This is a genomic window from Parendozoicomonas callyspongiae (genome assembly GCF_023502345.1).
Lineage (GTDB): Bacteria > Pseudomonadota > Gammaproteobacteria > Pseudomonadales > Endozoicomonadaceae > Sansalvadorimonas > Sansalvadorimonas callyspongiae.
This window is the reverse complement of the sequence record NZ_JAMFLX010000029.1, coordinates 17,775-33,591: the sequence shown is the minus strand read 5'-3', so window position 1 is coordinate 33,591 and position 15,817 is coordinate 17,775. Positions and strand designations below refer to the sequence as shown.

General features: G+C 50.5%; 10 protein-coding genes. 5 read left to right on the top strand and 5 right to left on the bottom strand.

Going from position 1 to position 15,817, the window contains the following annotated elements; all coding sequences use genetic code 11:
• Positions 1 to 258: 258 nt before the first annotated feature.
• From smc to M3P05_RS17150, 4 genes are all read left to right on the top strand, one after another.
• Positions 259 to 3,756 (top strand): chromosome segregation protein SMC, encoded by a 3,498-nt coding sequence (smc, locus tag M3P05_RS17165; protein WP_249701284.1) that lies wholly within the window; start codon positions 259 to 261, stop codon positions 3,754 to 3,756.
• A gap of 198 nt (positions 3,757 to 3,954) precedes the next feature.
• Positions 3,955 to 5,232 carry a cell division protein ZipA gene (gene zipA, locus M3P05_RS17160; RefSeq protein WP_249701283.1) on the top strand — a complete coding sequence of 426 codons (1,278 nt, stop codon included), beginning with the start codon at positions 3,955 to 3,957 and terminating at the stop codon, positions 5,230 to 5,232.
• An 86-nt stretch (positions 5,233 to 5,318) separates the two neighbouring features.
• A complete protein-coding gene (gene ligA / locus M3P05_RS17155) occupies positions 5,319 to 7,358 on the top strand; it encodes an NAD-dependent DNA ligase LigA (protein ID WP_249701282.1) in 2,040 nt (679 codons plus the stop codon).
• Complete coding sequence (locus M3P05_RS17150) at positions 7,355 to 7,924, top strand: transglycosylase SLT domain-containing protein (protein ID WP_249701281.1); 570 nt, start codon at positions 7,355 to 7,357, stop codon at positions 7,922 to 7,924. The genes ligA and M3P05_RS17150 overlap by 4 nt, the downstream gene beginning before the upstream one ends.
• A 19-nt stretch (positions 7,925 to 7,943) precedes the next feature.
• Here M3P05_RS17150 and nagB read toward each other — a convergent pair whose 3' ends face one another.
• Genes nagB through tsaA form a run of 3 tightly spaced genes read right to left on the bottom strand, consistent with a single transcriptional unit; the run spans position 7,944 to position 9,894 of the window.
• Positions 7,944 to 8,852, bottom strand: coding sequence for a glucosamine-6-phosphate deaminase (gene nagB, locus M3P05_RS17145; RefSeq protein WP_249701279.1), 909 nt, complete (start codon positions 8,850 to 8,852; stop codon positions 7,944 to 7,946).
• A gap of 59 nt (positions 8,853 to 8,911) precedes the next feature.
• The gene (locus M3P05_RS17140) at positions 8,912 to 9,130 is read right to left on the bottom strand and encodes a YheU family protein (protein WP_249701278.1); all 219 of its coding nucleotides are present in this window, start codon (positions 9,128 to 9,130) and stop codon (positions 8,912 to 8,914) included.
• A 35-nt stretch (positions 9,131 to 9,165) separates the two neighbouring features.
• Positions 9,166 to 9,894: a tRNA (N6-threonylcarbamoyladenosine(37)-N6)-methyltransferase TrmO gene (gene tsaA / locus M3P05_RS17135; RefSeq protein ID WP_249701277.1), complete on the bottom strand. Its 729-nt coding sequence runs from the start codon at positions 9,892 to 9,894 to the stop codon at positions 9,166 to 9,168.
• A gap of 499 nt (positions 9,895 to 10,393) precedes the next feature.
• Between tsaA and M3P05_RS17130 the strand changes: the two genes are divergently transcribed.
• Positions 10,394 to 13,399 carry a hypothetical protein gene (locus M3P05_RS17130; protein WP_249701276.1) on the top strand — a complete coding sequence of 1,002 codons (3,006 nt, stop codon included), beginning with the start codon at positions 10,394 to 10,396 and terminating at the stop codon, positions 13,397 to 13,399.
• Positions 13,400 to 13,450: 51 nt separating this feature from the next.
• Here the strand turns inward: M3P05_RS17130 and M3P05_RS17125 are convergent, their stop codons facing one another.
• Together M3P05_RS17125 and mnmH are read right to left on the bottom strand one after the other, a co-directional pair.
• Positions 13,451 to 14,602: a MalY/PatB family protein gene (locus M3P05_RS17125; protein WP_249701275.1), complete on the bottom strand. Its 1,152-nt coding sequence runs from the start codon at positions 14,600 to 14,602 to the stop codon at positions 13,451 to 13,453.
• An 88-nt stretch (positions 14,603 to 14,690) separates the two neighbouring features.
• Entirely contained in the window at positions 14,691 to 15,812 is a 1,122-nt protein-coding gene (gene mnmH / locus M3P05_RS17120; RefSeq protein ID WP_249701274.1) for a tRNA 2-selenouridine(34) synthase MnmH, read from the bottom strand.
• Positions 15,813 to 15,817: the final 5 nt, after the last annotated feature.

The window sequence follows — 15,817 nt, the reverse complement described above, 5'->3', positions numbered from 1 at the left end:
ACTTCTCGTGGGCTGAAGGCTGCTTCTAGAATCCTTAGTACTATCAAAATCACAAAGGTTGCATTTCGGAAGCCACAACTGTTTAAATGACGGATGAGTCTTTACAATTACAACGCATTTAATTTCATGCATTTCTAACCGAATCGACGGTTGAATGAGATTGCTGTTGTTTTGTTATGGATTCTGTCGGGAAGCCAGAGGACGGTACACTGACAGCCGAATAAAATGACTGTCACATCATAGGATATCCAAGACCCGATGCGTCTCAAATGTATCAAGCTGGCCGGGTTTAAGTCGTTTGTAGACCCGACTACTGTTTATTTTCCCAGCAACATGTGTGGTGTTGTTGGTCCCAACGGATGCGGCAAATCGAATATAATCGATGCCGTACGCTGGGTAATGGGCGAATCATCGGCAAAAAATCTGCGTGGTGAGTCCATCACCGATGTTATCTTCAAAGGCTCCAATTCCCGTAAGCCAGCCAGTTATGCCCAGGTCGAACTTGTTTTTGATAACCATGAAGGCCGTATTACCGGTGAGTATGCCGCCTTTAATGAAATTTCCATCAAACGCCGCCTGACCAGTGATGCCGCTAATACCTATTTCCTTAATGGCAGTAAATGCCGCCGGAAAGATATTATGGATATCTTTCTGGGGACCGGTCTCGGCCCTCGCAGTTACTCTATTATCAGCCAGGGTATTGTTTCCAACCTGATTGAAAGTAAGCCGGAAGAGCTGCGGGTCTTTATTGAAGAAGCAGCAGGTATTTCCCGTTACAAAGAGCGTCGCCGGGAAACGGAAAACCGCATCCGTCGCACCAACGAAAACCTCGAGCGTCTGACTGACCTGCGGGAGGAACTCGAACGACAGCTGTCACACCTGAAACGACAGGCTGAAGCAGCCGAGCGTTATAAGAACTACAAGCAGGAAGAACGCCTGAAAAAGGCCCAGCTTCATGCTTTGCGCTGGCAGGGTGTCAATACCGGTGCCCAGGCCCAGGAATCAGCGATTCGAGAGTTTGAGATTCAACTCGAATCGGCCATTGCCAAACAGCGCTCCAGCGATAATGATATTGAAAAACTGCGCCAGCAACAGATTGAATTGGGCGATGCCTTCCAGATAGTGCAGGGCAAGTTTTATTCCACCGGCAATGAAATTACCCGCCTTGAACAGACCATTACTCACCGCCGTGAGCGTGCAGGGCAACTGGCCCGTGACCTTCAGGAAGTGGAACAGGCGGCCCAGGAAAACCGCCAGCTGCTGGAATCTGATCGTCAGATACTGTCGGATCTGGAAAGAGAGCTGGAAGACATTGAACCTGAGCTGGAGCTGGCTCAGGCTGGCGAGGATGAACAGGGCGAAGCCCTGGCCTCTGCCGAAGATGCCATGCAGAAATGGCAGCATGAATGGGATGCCTTTAACCAGCAGGCCAGCGAACCGCGACGGGTTGCTGAAGTGGAACAGTCCAAAATCCAGCATCTTGAGCTGGCTCTGGATCGTATGGCTGAACGGCTGTCCCGTCAGAAAGAAGAGATGGCCGGCCTTGGTGGTGCAGACTTTGATGATGAGATCGAACCACTGAGAGAAGAATTGACGGAACTGGATTTCCAGTTTGAAGATATCCAGATGCGCCAGGAAACGATTCAGGAATCTATCCGCACTATGCGGGAGACACTGAAAAAACAGGAGCAGGAACGATCAGCCTGCAGCCGGTTACTAAACGAATCACGTGGCCGCCGGGCTTCCCTGGAAGCCTTGCAACAGGCGGCACTGGATCAGGGTGAGGGTGGTCTGCGCTGGTTGCAGCAAAAAGGGCTGGCCGATCAGCCGCGACTGGCTGAGCAGCTCCAGGTGACTACTGGCTGGGAAACTGCCGTTGAAACAGTGCTCGGCGATACCCTGCAGGCGGTCTGTGTCGATCAGCTGGATGATATTGCTACCGGACTGGCCGAACTGGAACAGGCCAGTCTGACATTTCTGAGTGGCAACCATGCCACTGCCAGCCAGCCGGCCGGACAGTTACCATGGCTGGGTGAATATGCTCAGGGTACTGGTGATCTGCTGGTGGGAATTTATGCCGCTGATGGCCTGGATCAGGCCATGGCCCTTCGTGGGCAGCTTAAGGCTGGCGAATCCATTATTACCCGTGACGGTATCTGGCTGGGCCGAGACTGGCTGCGTGTTGCCCGCGAGACTGATGCCAGCGCCGGTGTTCTGGCCCGGAAGCAAGAGTTGGAAAACCTTGTTACCGATCTGGAAGCTCTGTCTGAGAAAGAAGACACTCTGGCAGACGCTATTGCCCAGGGCCGTGAGCAGTTAGAAATGTTTGAAGGTCAACGGGAAGAGTGCCAGCACCAGGTGAGTTCTCTGTCATCACGGCAGAGTGAACTGAAAGCTGATCTGGGGGCTCGCCAGGCCAAACAGGAACAGCAAAACCTGCGACGTAACAGGTTGCAGGAAGAGATTCGCGAAGCCGATGAGCAGAGCCTGATTGAACAGGAGAGTCTGTCGGAATCACGCCTGCGTTTGCAGGAAGCTCTGGACCGTATGGAAGAAGATGCCGAACGTCGTGAAGAGCTTCTGCTGCAGCGGGATGATGTCCGTGCAACTCTTGACCGGATTCGCCAGCTGGCCCGGCACAGTAAGGACACTGCACACCAGCTGGCTCTGCGTCAGCAGTCTCTGGTCAGTCGTCGTGAGTCTCTGCGTCAGAGTGTTGAGCGTCTGGAAAAGCACAGTGAGCGACACCAGGAGCGGCTGGAACAGTTGAATATGGCTCTTAACGAAAGTGATGAGCCAACTGATGATCTGCAGATGGAGCTGGAAGAGCTGCTGGATCAGCGTCTCGAAATTGAAGAAGAGATGAAAGAGTCCAGGCGCCAGCTTGAGAATGTTGAACATGCTCTGCGTGAGCATGAGAAAGGCCGGTCCAGTGCCGAGCAGGAAGCACAATCTGTTCGGGAGCGGCTGGAAAAACTGCGTATAGACTGGCAGACCCTGCAGGTGCGTCGTACGACACTGCAGGAACAGCTGCAGGAAGATGGTTATGATCTTGAGACAGTTCTGGCAAATCTGCCTGACAATGCCACGGAATCTACCTGGGAAGAAGACCTTGGACGTATAGAAGCGCGCATTCAGCGTTTGGGTGCTATTAACCTTGCGGCTATTGATGAGTATGACCAGCAGTCTGAACGCAAGAAATATCTTGATGCCCAGAATGATGACCTGGAAGAGGCGCTGGGCACTTTGGAAGGTGCCATCCGCAGGATCGACCGGGAGACCCGCAGCCGTTTCAAGGCGACCTTTGACCGGGTTGATACCGGTCTGCGGGAGCTGTTCCCGAAAGTATTTGGTGGCGGTCAGGCTTATCTGGAGCTGACCGGCGATGATCTGCTGAATACCGGCGTGTCAATTATGGCGCAGCCCCCTGGCAAGAAGAACAGTACCATTCATCTTCTGTCAGGTGGTGAAAAGGCGCTGACCGCGATTGCCCTTGTCTTTGCCATTTTCCAATTGAATCCGTCGCCTTTCTGTATGCTGGATGAGGTGGATGCGCCGCTGGATGATGCCAACGTAGGGCGTTATGCCCGGATGGTTGAGGAAATGTCGGAAAAAGTGCAGTTTATCTACATTTCCCACAACAAGATTGCCATGGAAGCTGCAAATCAGTTGATTGGTGTTACCATGCATGAGCCGGGTGTATCGCGACCGGTGTCTGTAGATATTGCACAGGCGGCAGCTATGGCTGCGCTTTGATTGAATTGTCAGTATTGCTTAGATTCGATCGATAAGTACCGTTTTCATCACTACCTGCTGTGTTAACGATACTTTCCGCAAAAAATATTTATTTGAATTGTGCAGAGTGGATTTTCCTGACCCTCTGCATCTGTTAATTTACTGATCAGGGCCGGGTAGGCAGACCCTGGCTATGGAATATCAGGTTGACGAGTACCCATGGAGATGAATTTTCGCGATTTACTGGTCATTGCAGGCGTACTGGTGGTTCTGGGTGTACTGGCAGACGGCTTACGACGCATGTGGCTGGCAAAACGTCGGGCAAACGACTTGAACTTCGGCCTGGAAGATGTCCACGGCTGTGAAGATGACTATGGCAGTGAGCTGCCGAATGGTGGTGCACGTGTTATGCATTGGGAAGAGGAGACTGTTCCCGTCAAACCTGCGCGCAAGGAACCGCTAATTGTTCCTGATGATTCTGATATTGCATCGGGAGAGGTTATATCTGTCCCAAGAGTAGTGTCACAAGGCACTGTGGCTTCTGCAGCTTCAGACAATACTGAACCGGAGTCTCAACCTCAACATGAAGTATTTGCGCCCATCCAGGAGCCAGTTCCGGAACCTGTTGTTCCTGTTCAAGAGGTTCAGCCGGAACCGTTAAAGTCTGAAGTTGAGCTTTCCCAACCTGAGCCTCAGGTTGAGCAGGTTATTGAGTCTGAACCAGAGCCAGTTCCGCAGCCAGCTGAACCTAAGTTTGACTTCAAACCGGAACCAGCTCCCAGGCAGGAACTTGTTATTGAGCAAGAGGTTGTCGCTGCAGAGTCACTTAAAGCCAAACCTGTGGAATCTGAGCCCGATCTGTTTGGTGATGATTTCAACCTCGATATTAAGCCGGAAGCAGAAGAGAGGCGTGCTCGCAGCGAAGCGGTAAAAGAGCCTGCTCCAAGACGTAAGAAGTTTTTTGAGCGTCCTCATTTTCATCATCATAAAGAGAGTGAAGTTGAGGCTGCCCCGGCTCCGGAGCCCGAAGAACCACATCACGCTCCTGTTGACGAGGTGCTGATTATGAATCTGGTTGCGCCGAAGGGACTGCCATTTTCTGGCGATCAGGTGCTGGCAAGCTTCCATCGATCTGGCATTCGCTTTGGTGATATGAATATCTTCCATCGTCATATCCAGGAGGATGGATCAGGAGAGATTCTGTTCAGTGTTGCCAATGGTGTTGAGCCAGGGACCTTTAACCTGAAAACCATGAAGAACAGTCATACTCCGGCAATAAGCTTCTTTATGGGGCTGCCCGGGCCTCACGAGCCACAGCAGGCTTTCCGGATTATGGCAGAATCTGTTCACAATATTGCCCGAGATCTGGAAGGCATCATTCGAGATGATCAGCACAGCGTGCTGACCCAGCAGACCCTGGAGCATTATCGTCAGCGTATTTGTGATTTTGAACGACGCCAACTGACCAAGCGGAACAAGTCTACTGCCAGAGTCTGATTGCTGGCGGTTGTCTTCTATTTCGAGGCTTCGTTAGTAAATAACGGAGCCTTTTTGCATTTTTATACCGAATACTGTTAATCATCATGTCCACAAAAGATATTGAGCATAGAATTTCTCACCTCCGGGATGAGATTCGATTGCATAATTACCGGTACTACGTTTTAGATAAACCTTCTGTTCCGGATAGCGAATATGATCGACTGTTAAATGAGTTGCGTGCACTTGAGATCAAGTATCCTGATCTGGAGACTTTTGATTCTCCTACCCAGCGAGTTGGAGCAAAGCCACTAGATGCATTCAGCCAGGTACGTCATGAGATCCCAATGCTGTCTCTGGATAACGCTTTCAGTGATGAGGACCTTTCCGAGTTTAACCGTCGTATCGGCGATCGCCTGAAATTAGCTGGTGAGTTTGAATTTGCCTGTGAACCTAAACTGGATGGTATTGCCGTCAGTCTGTTATACGAGAATGGCATTCTGGTGCGTGGTGCAACCCGTGGCGATGGCACAACCGGTGAAAATATCACTCTGAATGTACGCACCATTCCTTCTATCCCTTTAAAGCTGATGGGGCAGGGCTGGCCAGCCCGTCTGGAAGTACGTGGCGAAATTTATATGCCCCGCAAAGGTTTTGATCAGCTGAACGAAGAGGCCCGAAAAAAGGGCGATAAGCTGTTCGTGAATCCGCGTAATGCCGCTGCAGGCAGTCTTCGTCAGCTTGATCCTCGTATTACTGCAACCCGTCCTCTGGAAATGTGCTGCTACAGTGCCGGGCTGGTTGAAGGGGGAGAGCTTCCGGGCAAGCATGGCGAAACGTTGCAGCTCTTTAAAGAGTGGGGGCTGAAGATTAACCCTGAGATGGAAGTCGTCACAGGTATTCAGGCTTGTGTCGCCTATTATGGAAAGCTGGCTGAAAAGCGCGATACGCTACCCTACGAGATAGACGGCATTGTTTACAAAGTGAATGATTTTGCTCTTCAGGAGCAGTTGGGCTTCGTACAAAGAGCCCCACGCTGGGCAATTGCCAGAAAATTTCCTGCGCAGGAAGAGCTGACAGTTCTCAAGGCAGTTGATTTTCAAGTTGGCCGTACCGGGGCTGTAACACCTGTAGCCCGCCTTGATCCAGTGTTTGTTGGTGGTGTTACAGTCAGTAATGCCACACTTCACAATATGGATGAAGTCGAGCGTCTGGAAGTCAAAGTCGGCGATACGGTTATTGTGCGGCGTGCGGGTGATGTTATTCCGCAGGTGGTAAGCGTGGTTATCGAACGACGCCCAGATGATGCTTCCGATATTGAACTGCCCACACAGTGTCCGGTCTGTGGTTCTGAAGTAGAGCGCAGCGAAGATGAAGCGGCTGCCCGCTGCACCGGTGGTTTGTTCTGCCAGGCGCAGCGCAAGGAAGCTATCAAACACTTCGCGTCCCGCAAGGCGCTGGATGTTGATGGTCTGGGGGATAAACTGGTCGAACAGCTAGTTGATAAAGAATTGGTTAAAACCATTGCTGACCTGTTTCGTCTGACCAAAGAACAGCTTGTCCGTCTGGAGCGTATGGGGGAAAAGTCGGCCTTGAACCTGCTGAAGGCCCTTGAAGACAGTAAGACCACCACGCTGGCCCGTTTTGTATATGCCCTTGGAATTCGTGAAGTAGGCGAGGCCACGGCTGCTTCGCTTGCTCGTCATTACGGCGACCTTCCAGCGCTGCAGAAAGCTGATGAGGAATCCCTGCAGGAAGTTGATGATGTGGGTCCGATTGTTGCCAAACACATTGCCCTGTTTTTCCGCCAGGAACACAACCTGGAAGTGATTGAACAACTGAAGAGCGTGGGAGTTAACTGGCCGGTTGTAGAAAAGTTGGGGCCGGAGGAGGCCGCTGCGCAGCCACTGGCTGATCAGACCTGGGTTCTGACAGGCTCGCTGTCTGCCATGACCCGTGATCAGGGCAAGGCTTATTTGCAACAGCTTGGAGCCAAGGTGGCCGGTTCTGTTTCCAAGAAAACCCAGGGGCTTGTGGCCGGAGAAAAGGCCGGTTCCAAGCTGACCAAGGCTCAGGGGCTGGGTGTGCCGGTTCTGGATGAAGAGGCCTTCCTGAACCTGCTTAAGGAGAATGGAATCGAGCTATGAGACTGGTTGCCATCATTCTGACCGTGCTCTTTCTGGCGGGGTGTGCCTCTACGGCACCTCCTGCCAAGCCCCATAACCTGTGTTCCATATTTCGGGAAAAGCCGTCCTGGTACAGGGAAGCCAGGAAGGCGAATAAGCGCTGGGGAACGCCGATTCAGATAATGATGGCGATTATGTATCACGAATCTAGCTACCGGCATGATGCCCAGCCTCCACGCCCCTGGTTCCTGTTTATTCCATTACCCAGAGGCAGTTCGGCCTACGGTTATGCCCAGGCCCAGGATGGTACCTGGGATATGTATCTGAAAGAGGCCGGTGGATGGTTTGCTGACCGTGATGATTTTGGTGATGCCATCGATTTTATTGGCTGGTATACCAATAAAACCCGCAGGATAAATGGTGTCTCACTCTGGCGGGCTGATCACCTTTACCTCAATTATCACGAGGGCTGGGGCGGCTATGCCCGCAGAACCTATAACAAAAAGCCCTGGCTGCTCAAGGTCGCCAAGCGAGTTCATGCCCGGGCCGGTAATTATGGCGAGCAGCTGAGAAATTGTAATCTTTAATGGTTTGGTGCTTCTTTTTTTAAAGCATTTTTCCTGCTTTCTGATCAATGAACCAGATTGTTTTATTGTGTTGTTGAAGAAAGCTGGCCGGGCAGTCTGAAGAGATCGGGCCTGTGATAGCTCTTTTAACAGCTTCTGCCTTACCCTCTCCCCAAGCCATAATAATATTGATCTTTGACTCGAGAATATCAGCAATTCCCATAGTGATGGCATGTTCGGGGACTTGTTCAGGGCTTTCAAAATAGCGGCTGTTGGCTATGCGGGTTGATTCATCGAGTTTTACCAATCGGGTTCTCGAAGTGGCTGGTGAACCGGGCTCATTAAAAGCGATATGACCATTTTTCCCCAGCCCAAGCAGCTGAATATCTCTTTGGGTTTGGCCAAGTAGCTGCTGATATTCTGCAATACTTTCATCCGTTTTTTTTGGGGGGGCTGATGGAATATGTATGCGTTCGTCAGAAATATCGAGATACTGGAACAGGTTCTGGTACATAAAAAATGCGTAACTGGCGGGATGATTCGCTGCCAGCCCCAGGTATTCATCAAGGTTGAATGTGGTCAGGTTCTGGGTCGAAAGAGCTCCATTCTGAAAGGCTGTAACCAGATTCTTATAAACAATAAGAGGAGTGCTGCCTGTAGCCAGACCCAGTACCGATGATTGTCCTTTCTGGTAGTTATCCTGAAGTGTCTTGACTATAAATTCACTAACCAGCAGGCTTCCTGCTTCTTTAGTGTCTGCGAAAAACACGGTCTGCCCATTGATGATGTCTGACTGAATATTTCCCTGCAAAGCCGGATATTCCATCATTATCTTTTCAATCAGTGTATCAAAGGGGGATTGGACAGCCTGACTGGTTGGAGCAATAACAATCATTGCCAGAGAGAGTATGAAATAGAAACGTCGGATAGTGCGAAAAGCAGGTTGCATCTGGCATCTCCTTCAATAGAGACACCAGAAAGTAGCAGGATATTCAGGCTCTTGAACTTTCAGGCAATACCAATATTGTCGGCAGGAACGATATTGGCTGTTTCAGTCATCTCGTCCCAGACAACCACCGCGCTGCCATTGCGCAGCTGTTCAAGAACCTGGTTGATTCTGGTGGTTACCGGTGTGTTATCACCGTTATCAGTGCCATCGCGGCTGACAAACTCGGTAATCAGGTTATGGAGTGTGGCCTCTTCCAGCTGTTGCCATGGTACGATCATTGTGTGTCCAGAATAACTTGAATAAAAATTGCAGTTTATCTATCTTCCCGTTCAATCGAAAAGACTTCAAAGCCTTTTTCTGTCACCCGCCAGCGAATATTGCAGCCCCACAGTCTGACACCATAATCACTGCGTGACCGTTTCTTCAAATAAGCCGGGCGAGGATCCTGGCTCAGCAGTTCCATAATCAGCTGTTGGAATGGGTGACCAGTTTGTTGCTGATACTGACGGCATTGCTCGAGAGCCTCATCAGTAAACAGAACCGGGTGATTTTCAGGAGGCTCCGGAGCAAATCCGCTGGTTGCCTCGGTCACGCTGTCGGCCCAGGGCAGGTAGGGTTTGATATCTACTACCGGCGTTCCATCCAGCAGATCAATACCGGAAAGCTCCAGCCAGACCTGGCCATTGTCCTGATGAATACCCTCCAGTTTCACCACAGAAAGCCCCAGTGGATTGGGCCTGTGGGTGGAACGGGTGGCAAAAACACCGACTCGCTTGTCTCCCCCCAGTCTGGGGGGGCGAACAGTCGGGCGCCAGCCTTCTGCCTGGGTACCGTGGAACAGGAACTGAACCCAGATATGGCTGAAGTCCCCCAGTCCGTTCACAGCTTCAAGGCAGTTGCAGGCACCACTGAGTTCAAGCCGGGCTCTGGCGCTGGTGGCCAGCCCTGGCTGGCGGGGAATACCGAATTTTTCCCGGTAACAGGAGCGAATAAAGCCAACGGGTTGAACGGTCAAAGCAGCAGTGGAGGCGTCTACAGGCACAGTATTCCCCAAGGATGTGAATGCGCAGCAGACTAACCAAGAGCAGGCCCTGAACGCAACCGGTTTCACGATGTTTTCTCTGCTGTACCTGTGGTTAGTAATACTGCACAGTCCCCCATGAACCTATCTCTCCTGATAGCAGTCAATTGGTGTGAAGAATCCTGTAATCAGAGGTGAGCAGTGCCAGGTGGCATGTTGATCCAAACGGGTTTTCTGCCATGAAAACGGAGCTGGCAGTTGCCACTCGGGAAACTATCAAGGAGAAATGAAAATGCCTGCATCGAGTTTTACTCTAGCCCCAACAGATGCTGTTGGTGCCTATAAAGCAACTAAAACGGACCAGGGTCCTTTAGAGGCGCGCGACAGTGTTAAAGGAAAAGTAAGGGAGCTGAGTGCCACTGAGCAAAAGAAGCATATCCTACAGTTCGAAAATGAATCTAGGGTGAGTTGGTTAACAACTGCCCGTATTAAGCCCATAAGAACCAGGACACTCTCAAACTTGAGAACCAACGCTGAAGTCGCTGCCAAAAAGTTAACTGACGAGTCTGCTAAGACGGCCGCCAAGGAAGCCGCCAAGGTATTCCTTGACAAGGTGGAGCTTCAGACTGATGAAACGAAGCAAGAATTTAAAGACATGATGAAAGCTGTTGATGATGTAATCAAAACAGCATCTGTCCAGCCTGAAGGCGGTGAGCAGTTGACAGCAAAAACCGACCTGTTTGCTTCTCCATACCTTGAGCTGCTGGTAAAAGGCTTCGGTATTACAGCTAAAGATCTTGAACCTCTGAAAGATCCTGATGGCAAGTATACCTACGACAATATCGACAAAATCAACGAAAAGAATGATGTGACCAAGAACAAGATTCGCAAAGCTGTCCTGATGCTTTCTCTTGAGCTTGGTGTGATGAGACAGGAAATGGTCAGCCGTTTGAAAGACAGCTGTCCTTTCGTAGGCGAGGTGGCTGCTGATCCTGAAAAGCTGCTGCAGTTCGGAACCTGTCTGCTGGGCGACTACAACTATCGCTTTAACCTGATGCGTGAAGTGAAAATGTCACTGGCAAGGGGCATGGATCAAATGTTCACTGCCCATAAGGACGTTTACCCAAGCAGAACGGATAAGAGGGTTTCTTATGCATATAGCATGTATAAAGAGACTCTGGATATTATGCTGTCTCAGGCTGAAGGTGCTGCCAAGGCAGCAGCGATTGCTTCTGCCAGATCTTATGAAGAGGCAAACCTGAAACCCATCAAGACCATCATGGAAAAGGTTGAAGCGGAAGATAAGAAACCTGCTAAGGAAAGGAACTATGAGGTTTACCTCAAGGCTCTGACCGATCTTGGTTACACTCCTTACTCTCAGGCCGTTATGATGAGAACAGTGGCATCAAGTCGCTGTCTTGCAGATGATCAAGGCGTTAACGAGTGGGCCCACTACGTCATTCAGGAAATGAAGAAGTATGTGCCTCTGCTTGAAGATCTTGTTCATGTCCGTGAGGAACAGGTACCGGCTGTTGAGCCAATGGAAACTCACCCATTCGGTCAGCCACAGTCGACACCGGCCGCTCCAACAGCTCCAGGTCAAACGGCAGATGTCAGGCAGGTAAAGGTAGCGGTTGATCTTGCCCCTACAAGGTCTAGTTATCTGAGTTGTACCCATGATGCAGGCTCTGACTCCCATAAGGATGTTGGCCGTGCCCGTACTCTGATCGCCAGTCAGTTCAGAAGCATGAAAGTAGATACGAGTGACACTCACCCTGATGGAAAAGCACTCGCTATTGAATTCGATATTCCGGCTGTTGTGACAGGTATCCTGCGTTATATTCATAGCTTGGGAGCAGGTAATCGTACTGCCGCCGAAGACAATCTAAGAAAGATGTTCACAGATAAGAAAACAAACCTGGCCGTGAAATCTATTGATGGCCCTGATGGCGGATATACTGCTGTGATCAGGGATCCAATGAAGCCAGAGAAAAGAGAAAGTCTGGAAGATTTGGCCCAGTGTATTCGCAACAAGCAACAGCTTGCTACTCTCTGTCGTGGTATTCTGCAGGCTCAGTTTGAGCACAGTATGGCTGTTGTCAACGATTTGCTTATCAAGCTGGACAACAGCCCCAAGGAAGACAAGATCGCCGATGAAATTGTGCGACGGTCTGACATGGCTATCAAACTTGATGCAGTGCGTACCCTGATGATGAGAGTTGTCAGTGATGACCTGAGGCAGGAGATTCTTGAGAAGAGCGATGCTATCACGAAACTGCCAATATGGGTTTCGGTGGATAAGGTGGAAAAGGCATACGATGATGCGAAGGCGCGACTTGATGCCGAAGAATATGAAATTATGGAAACGGATGATAATGAACCGCCTGTGACCGTAAACACTTCGACCAGTGAAACTGTTACTGTGACCTCATCAGAGCCTGCTGCAACAGATGCTGGTAGTTCGACAGTGACCACGGCAGCTGGTAGCTCTGCACCTGTCACTACTATGGCTGATTCTACCGGAACAGTGGCTTCAAGTGTGAACACTTCAACAGTGGTCACACCAGCCTCAATCACTCCGGTCATCTTGACATCGACGTTAAGTACTGACGCTCTGACTCGCACTCCTCTGGGAACAACCAGCAGTAGTTCAGCGACGCTGCCAACGAGTACTGCAGCACCAATAACGACTGCACCGACTCTGCCGTTGATTCCGGCTTTCCCAGTTAGCTCTGCTAGTTTTGAGCTGCCTGCAACACAGTTCAATGTTGCAGGCCTGCAGTCTTCCAGCAGCACTGTTGCCAGTTCTGTGGCGTCTACTCAGGTTGCTGCATTCATACCGCTTGTTCAGTGTTATGGATTTAGCTCTCAGCAGAACGATATTCGCAGAATGCGCGAAAATTTTTTGAGGACGGTTGAGGCTTTGTCTAAAGCTTCTACATCTTCTGTTTCTGAACAGTTACAGCAGGTAGCGGGTGATTTGAATAATGTTCCTGTTCCAATGGATATATCGGTCAACGTAAGTAACTCACCAGGTTCTGCTGCTCTGGCAGATGCGACGCCTATTACACTTCCTGTGATTCTAGGGCCGACGGCTAGTCAGAAGCGTAGTTCAACTGAATCCGCTCAGGAGCCAGTGGATGGTTCTCCGAGAGATAGGCCGGTGAAGCGCCGTCGCTCTTCTAGTGATAAGTCGAATGAAGCAGGAACTGCACCTAAGCAGCAGAAGCTGGCTGAGCCATCTGTTCGTGTTCAGGCAGATGTTGACATGAGTGAAAATGATAAATCTGATGCTCGTGCGCTGATGGCGCTGACTTTCACTCAAGAAGAGTCCAGCGCTGAAAGTTATAGACTTGAGCAGGAAGAAACTCTAAGGTTGCATCTGGAACAAGAAGCTGAGCAGGAGCGTTTGGCTGATCTTGCGAAGAACAAATCTCGTAAGAGCCAAAGCCCTCTCAATGGAGCTGAACTCCGTAGAAGTTCTCGTAAAAGAACTAGCCCTAAAAGGTTTCATTTTATAAAGTGAAACACTTCAATTGAAAGGGAGGCACAAGCCTCCTTTTTTTTGTACTTTTTTTTAGAGTTCCTTCAGGGCCTGTTCCATCCTATCCAGCCCCTGCTCCAAAGTCGCTTTAGGGCAGCCAAAGTTCAACCGAACATAACGGGCATCGCCAAATACTGCGCCGGGCGAGAGGCCAACACCTGCCTGTTCAAAGAATTCCTGGGGCCGTTTTACATCGGGAATATCACACTGAATCCATGCCAGATATGTGGCCTGATGGGGAATCATATCCAGGTAAGGCATGCCCTTGATGCGCTGCAGCAGGTAGTCATGGTTTTCACGCAGATGCTCAAGAAGAGCCTGGCGCCAGGGTTCGCCGTGGGTGTAGGCCGCTTCTGCAGCGGTGTAGCCGACCAGCATATTGTCAGGGTCAGGGACAATGCCCTTGCGGGTGCGGCGGAAGCGCTCACGCAGCTCAGGGTTGGGAATAACCGCAAAGGCACAGCCAAGTCCCGCCACATTAAATGTTTTGGACGGGGACATCAGGGTGATGGAATTATCGCGGGCATAGTCGCTGATGGATGCATAGGGGATATGCTGGCTGCTGCGATCCAGAATCAGATCACAGTGTACTTCATCGGAGCAGGCAACAAGGTTATGCCGGCGGCAAAACTCTTCCAGCTTTTCCAGCTCGTCACGGGTCAGTACCCGGCCATTAGGATTCTGGGGGTTACACAGCATAAACAGACGGGTGTCGTCAGTAATATGGCTTTCCAGCCAGTCCCAGTCCAGTTCCCAGTTCCCGTCTTTTCGCCGCCAGAAAATCTGCAGCATCTGTCGGTTGCCCAAAGGAGGTGCCAGCAGGAAGGGATAGTAAACCGGCATGGGGACAATGACATGTTCCCCTTCTTCAGCACAACATCTGACAGCCACATTGAGGGCACTGACCAGGCCGGGTGTCCAGTCCAGCCACTGTTGTTCTATGGGCCAGTCGTAGAGGTTGTTCAGTCGTTCAACTACGATCTGCTCCAGACTTTCTGGTGCTTTAGTGTAACCGAAAACCCCATGATCAATACGTTTGTGGAGAGCATCGATAATCTCGGGGGGGGAGCGAAAATCCATATCCGCCACCCACATGGGAATAATGTCCTGATCTTTGTACTTGTCCCACTTCAGACTTGAGGTGTTCCGGCGGTCAATAGGGGTGTTGAATAATGTACTGGTCATTACGATATTCTGTACTTGTTGTCACCATGTGCGCATTATTTTCGGGTGAGTAAAACAGGGTGTGTTCATGGTATCATGGTGGGAACCCCTATTCCGAGAACAGTTTGTTCAGGTTGGCGTTACTGTATTTTTGTTGCAATTGCCGACAGTTGCCGCAGTCAGTGATACGGCCGGATTTTTGTTCCAGCTGGAACTCATACATTGGGTCGTAGTAATCTCTGAGAAGGGTTCGTATCCAGTCCCTGTGCTTTTGGCTTCGATTGTGATCCCTTTGCTCCAGCAGGGCCTCCTCCATAATAGTTCTCAGCTCCTGATGCCTTGCACCACCAAGCCTTTTACGGATCCTGTCGAGACTGGCCAGCAGGTCATCGGCAAAGGTTGCAAAACCGGTATCTTTTCCATGGGCGCAGATATTATCGAACAGGTTCTGCTCGATATACTCTTCAAAGGTGATCTGTACCCGGGTTTCCAGATCTTCTTCCAACAGAATAATTGGCGCTTTCTGCATTTTTTCTTTCAGTGATAAAGGCAGGCAGCAACGGCCAATCAGTTTGCTTTCATCTTCCAGAACGATAGTTGTCCGACCTGCATTTCTGCTTTTGATAAACTCAATGGCCAGCCTGTTTTCGAAGTCAATCTGGCTGGGTTGCCCTCCGATTCTGCGGCCGAAGCTGGAGCCGCGGTGATTAGCCAGACCTTCCAGGTCGATGTAACTGGGCAGGTGTTCCAGAAGACGTGTTTTTCCCGTGCCGGTTTTGCCGCCGAGTATGACGAAATTGCATTCCTCGATCGATTCTTCGAGCTGCTCAATAAGAAAACTACGCACGGCCTTATAGCCGCCGGTCACCAGAGGGTAATGAATGCCGGCCTCTTTCAGCCATGATTGAACCAGGTGGGAACGCTCTCCACCACGAAAACAGTAAAGGTAGCCGTCAGGGTTTTCCTTTGTGAACTGAATCCATGCTGCCATCCGATCTGCCTTGATTTTTCCATTCACCAGAGAGTGGCCCAGAGCCATAGCGGCATCGTGCCCTGAGCGTTTATAACAGGTACCGATCTTCTGCCGTTCTTCATTGTTCATTAGAGGCTGATTCTGGCTCTGAGGAAAAGATCCTTTTTCAAATTCTACAGGAGCACGCACATCCAGAAGGGGGGTGTCATTGAGGAACAATTGTTCATAGTCGCTGGTGTTTGGACGCGAGTCTGTCATTCCGT

Coding starts and splice junctions, on each gene's coding strand:
- smc (WP_249701284.1), top strand. CDS start 259: ATGCGTCTCAAATGTATCAAGCTGGCCGGGTTTAAGTCGTTTGTAGAC.
- zipA (WP_249701283.1), top strand. CDS start 3,955: ATGGAGATGAATTTTCGCGATTTACTGGTCATTGCAGGCGTACTGGTG.
- ligA (WP_249701282.1), top strand. CDS start 5,319: ATGTCCACAAAAGATATTGAGCATAGAATTTCTCACCTCCGGGATGAG.
- M3P05_RS17150 (WP_249701281.1), top strand. CDS start 7,355: ATGAGACTGGTTGCCATCATTCTGACCGTGCTCTTTCTGGCGGGGTGT.
- nagB (WP_249701279.1), bottom strand. CDS start 8,852: ATGCAACCTGCTTTTCGCACTATCCGACGTTTCTATTTCATACTCTCT.
- M3P05_RS17140 (WP_249701278.1), bottom strand. CDS start 9,130: ATGATCGTACCATGGCAACAGCTGGAAGAGGCCACACTCCATAACCTG.
- M3P05_RS17125 (WP_249701275.1), bottom strand. CDS start 14,602: ATGACCAGTACATTATTCAACACCCCTATTGACCGCCGGAACACCTCA.
- mnmH (WP_249701274.1), bottom strand. CDS start 15,812: ATGACAGACTCGCGTCCAAACACCAGCGACTATGAACAATTGTTCCTC.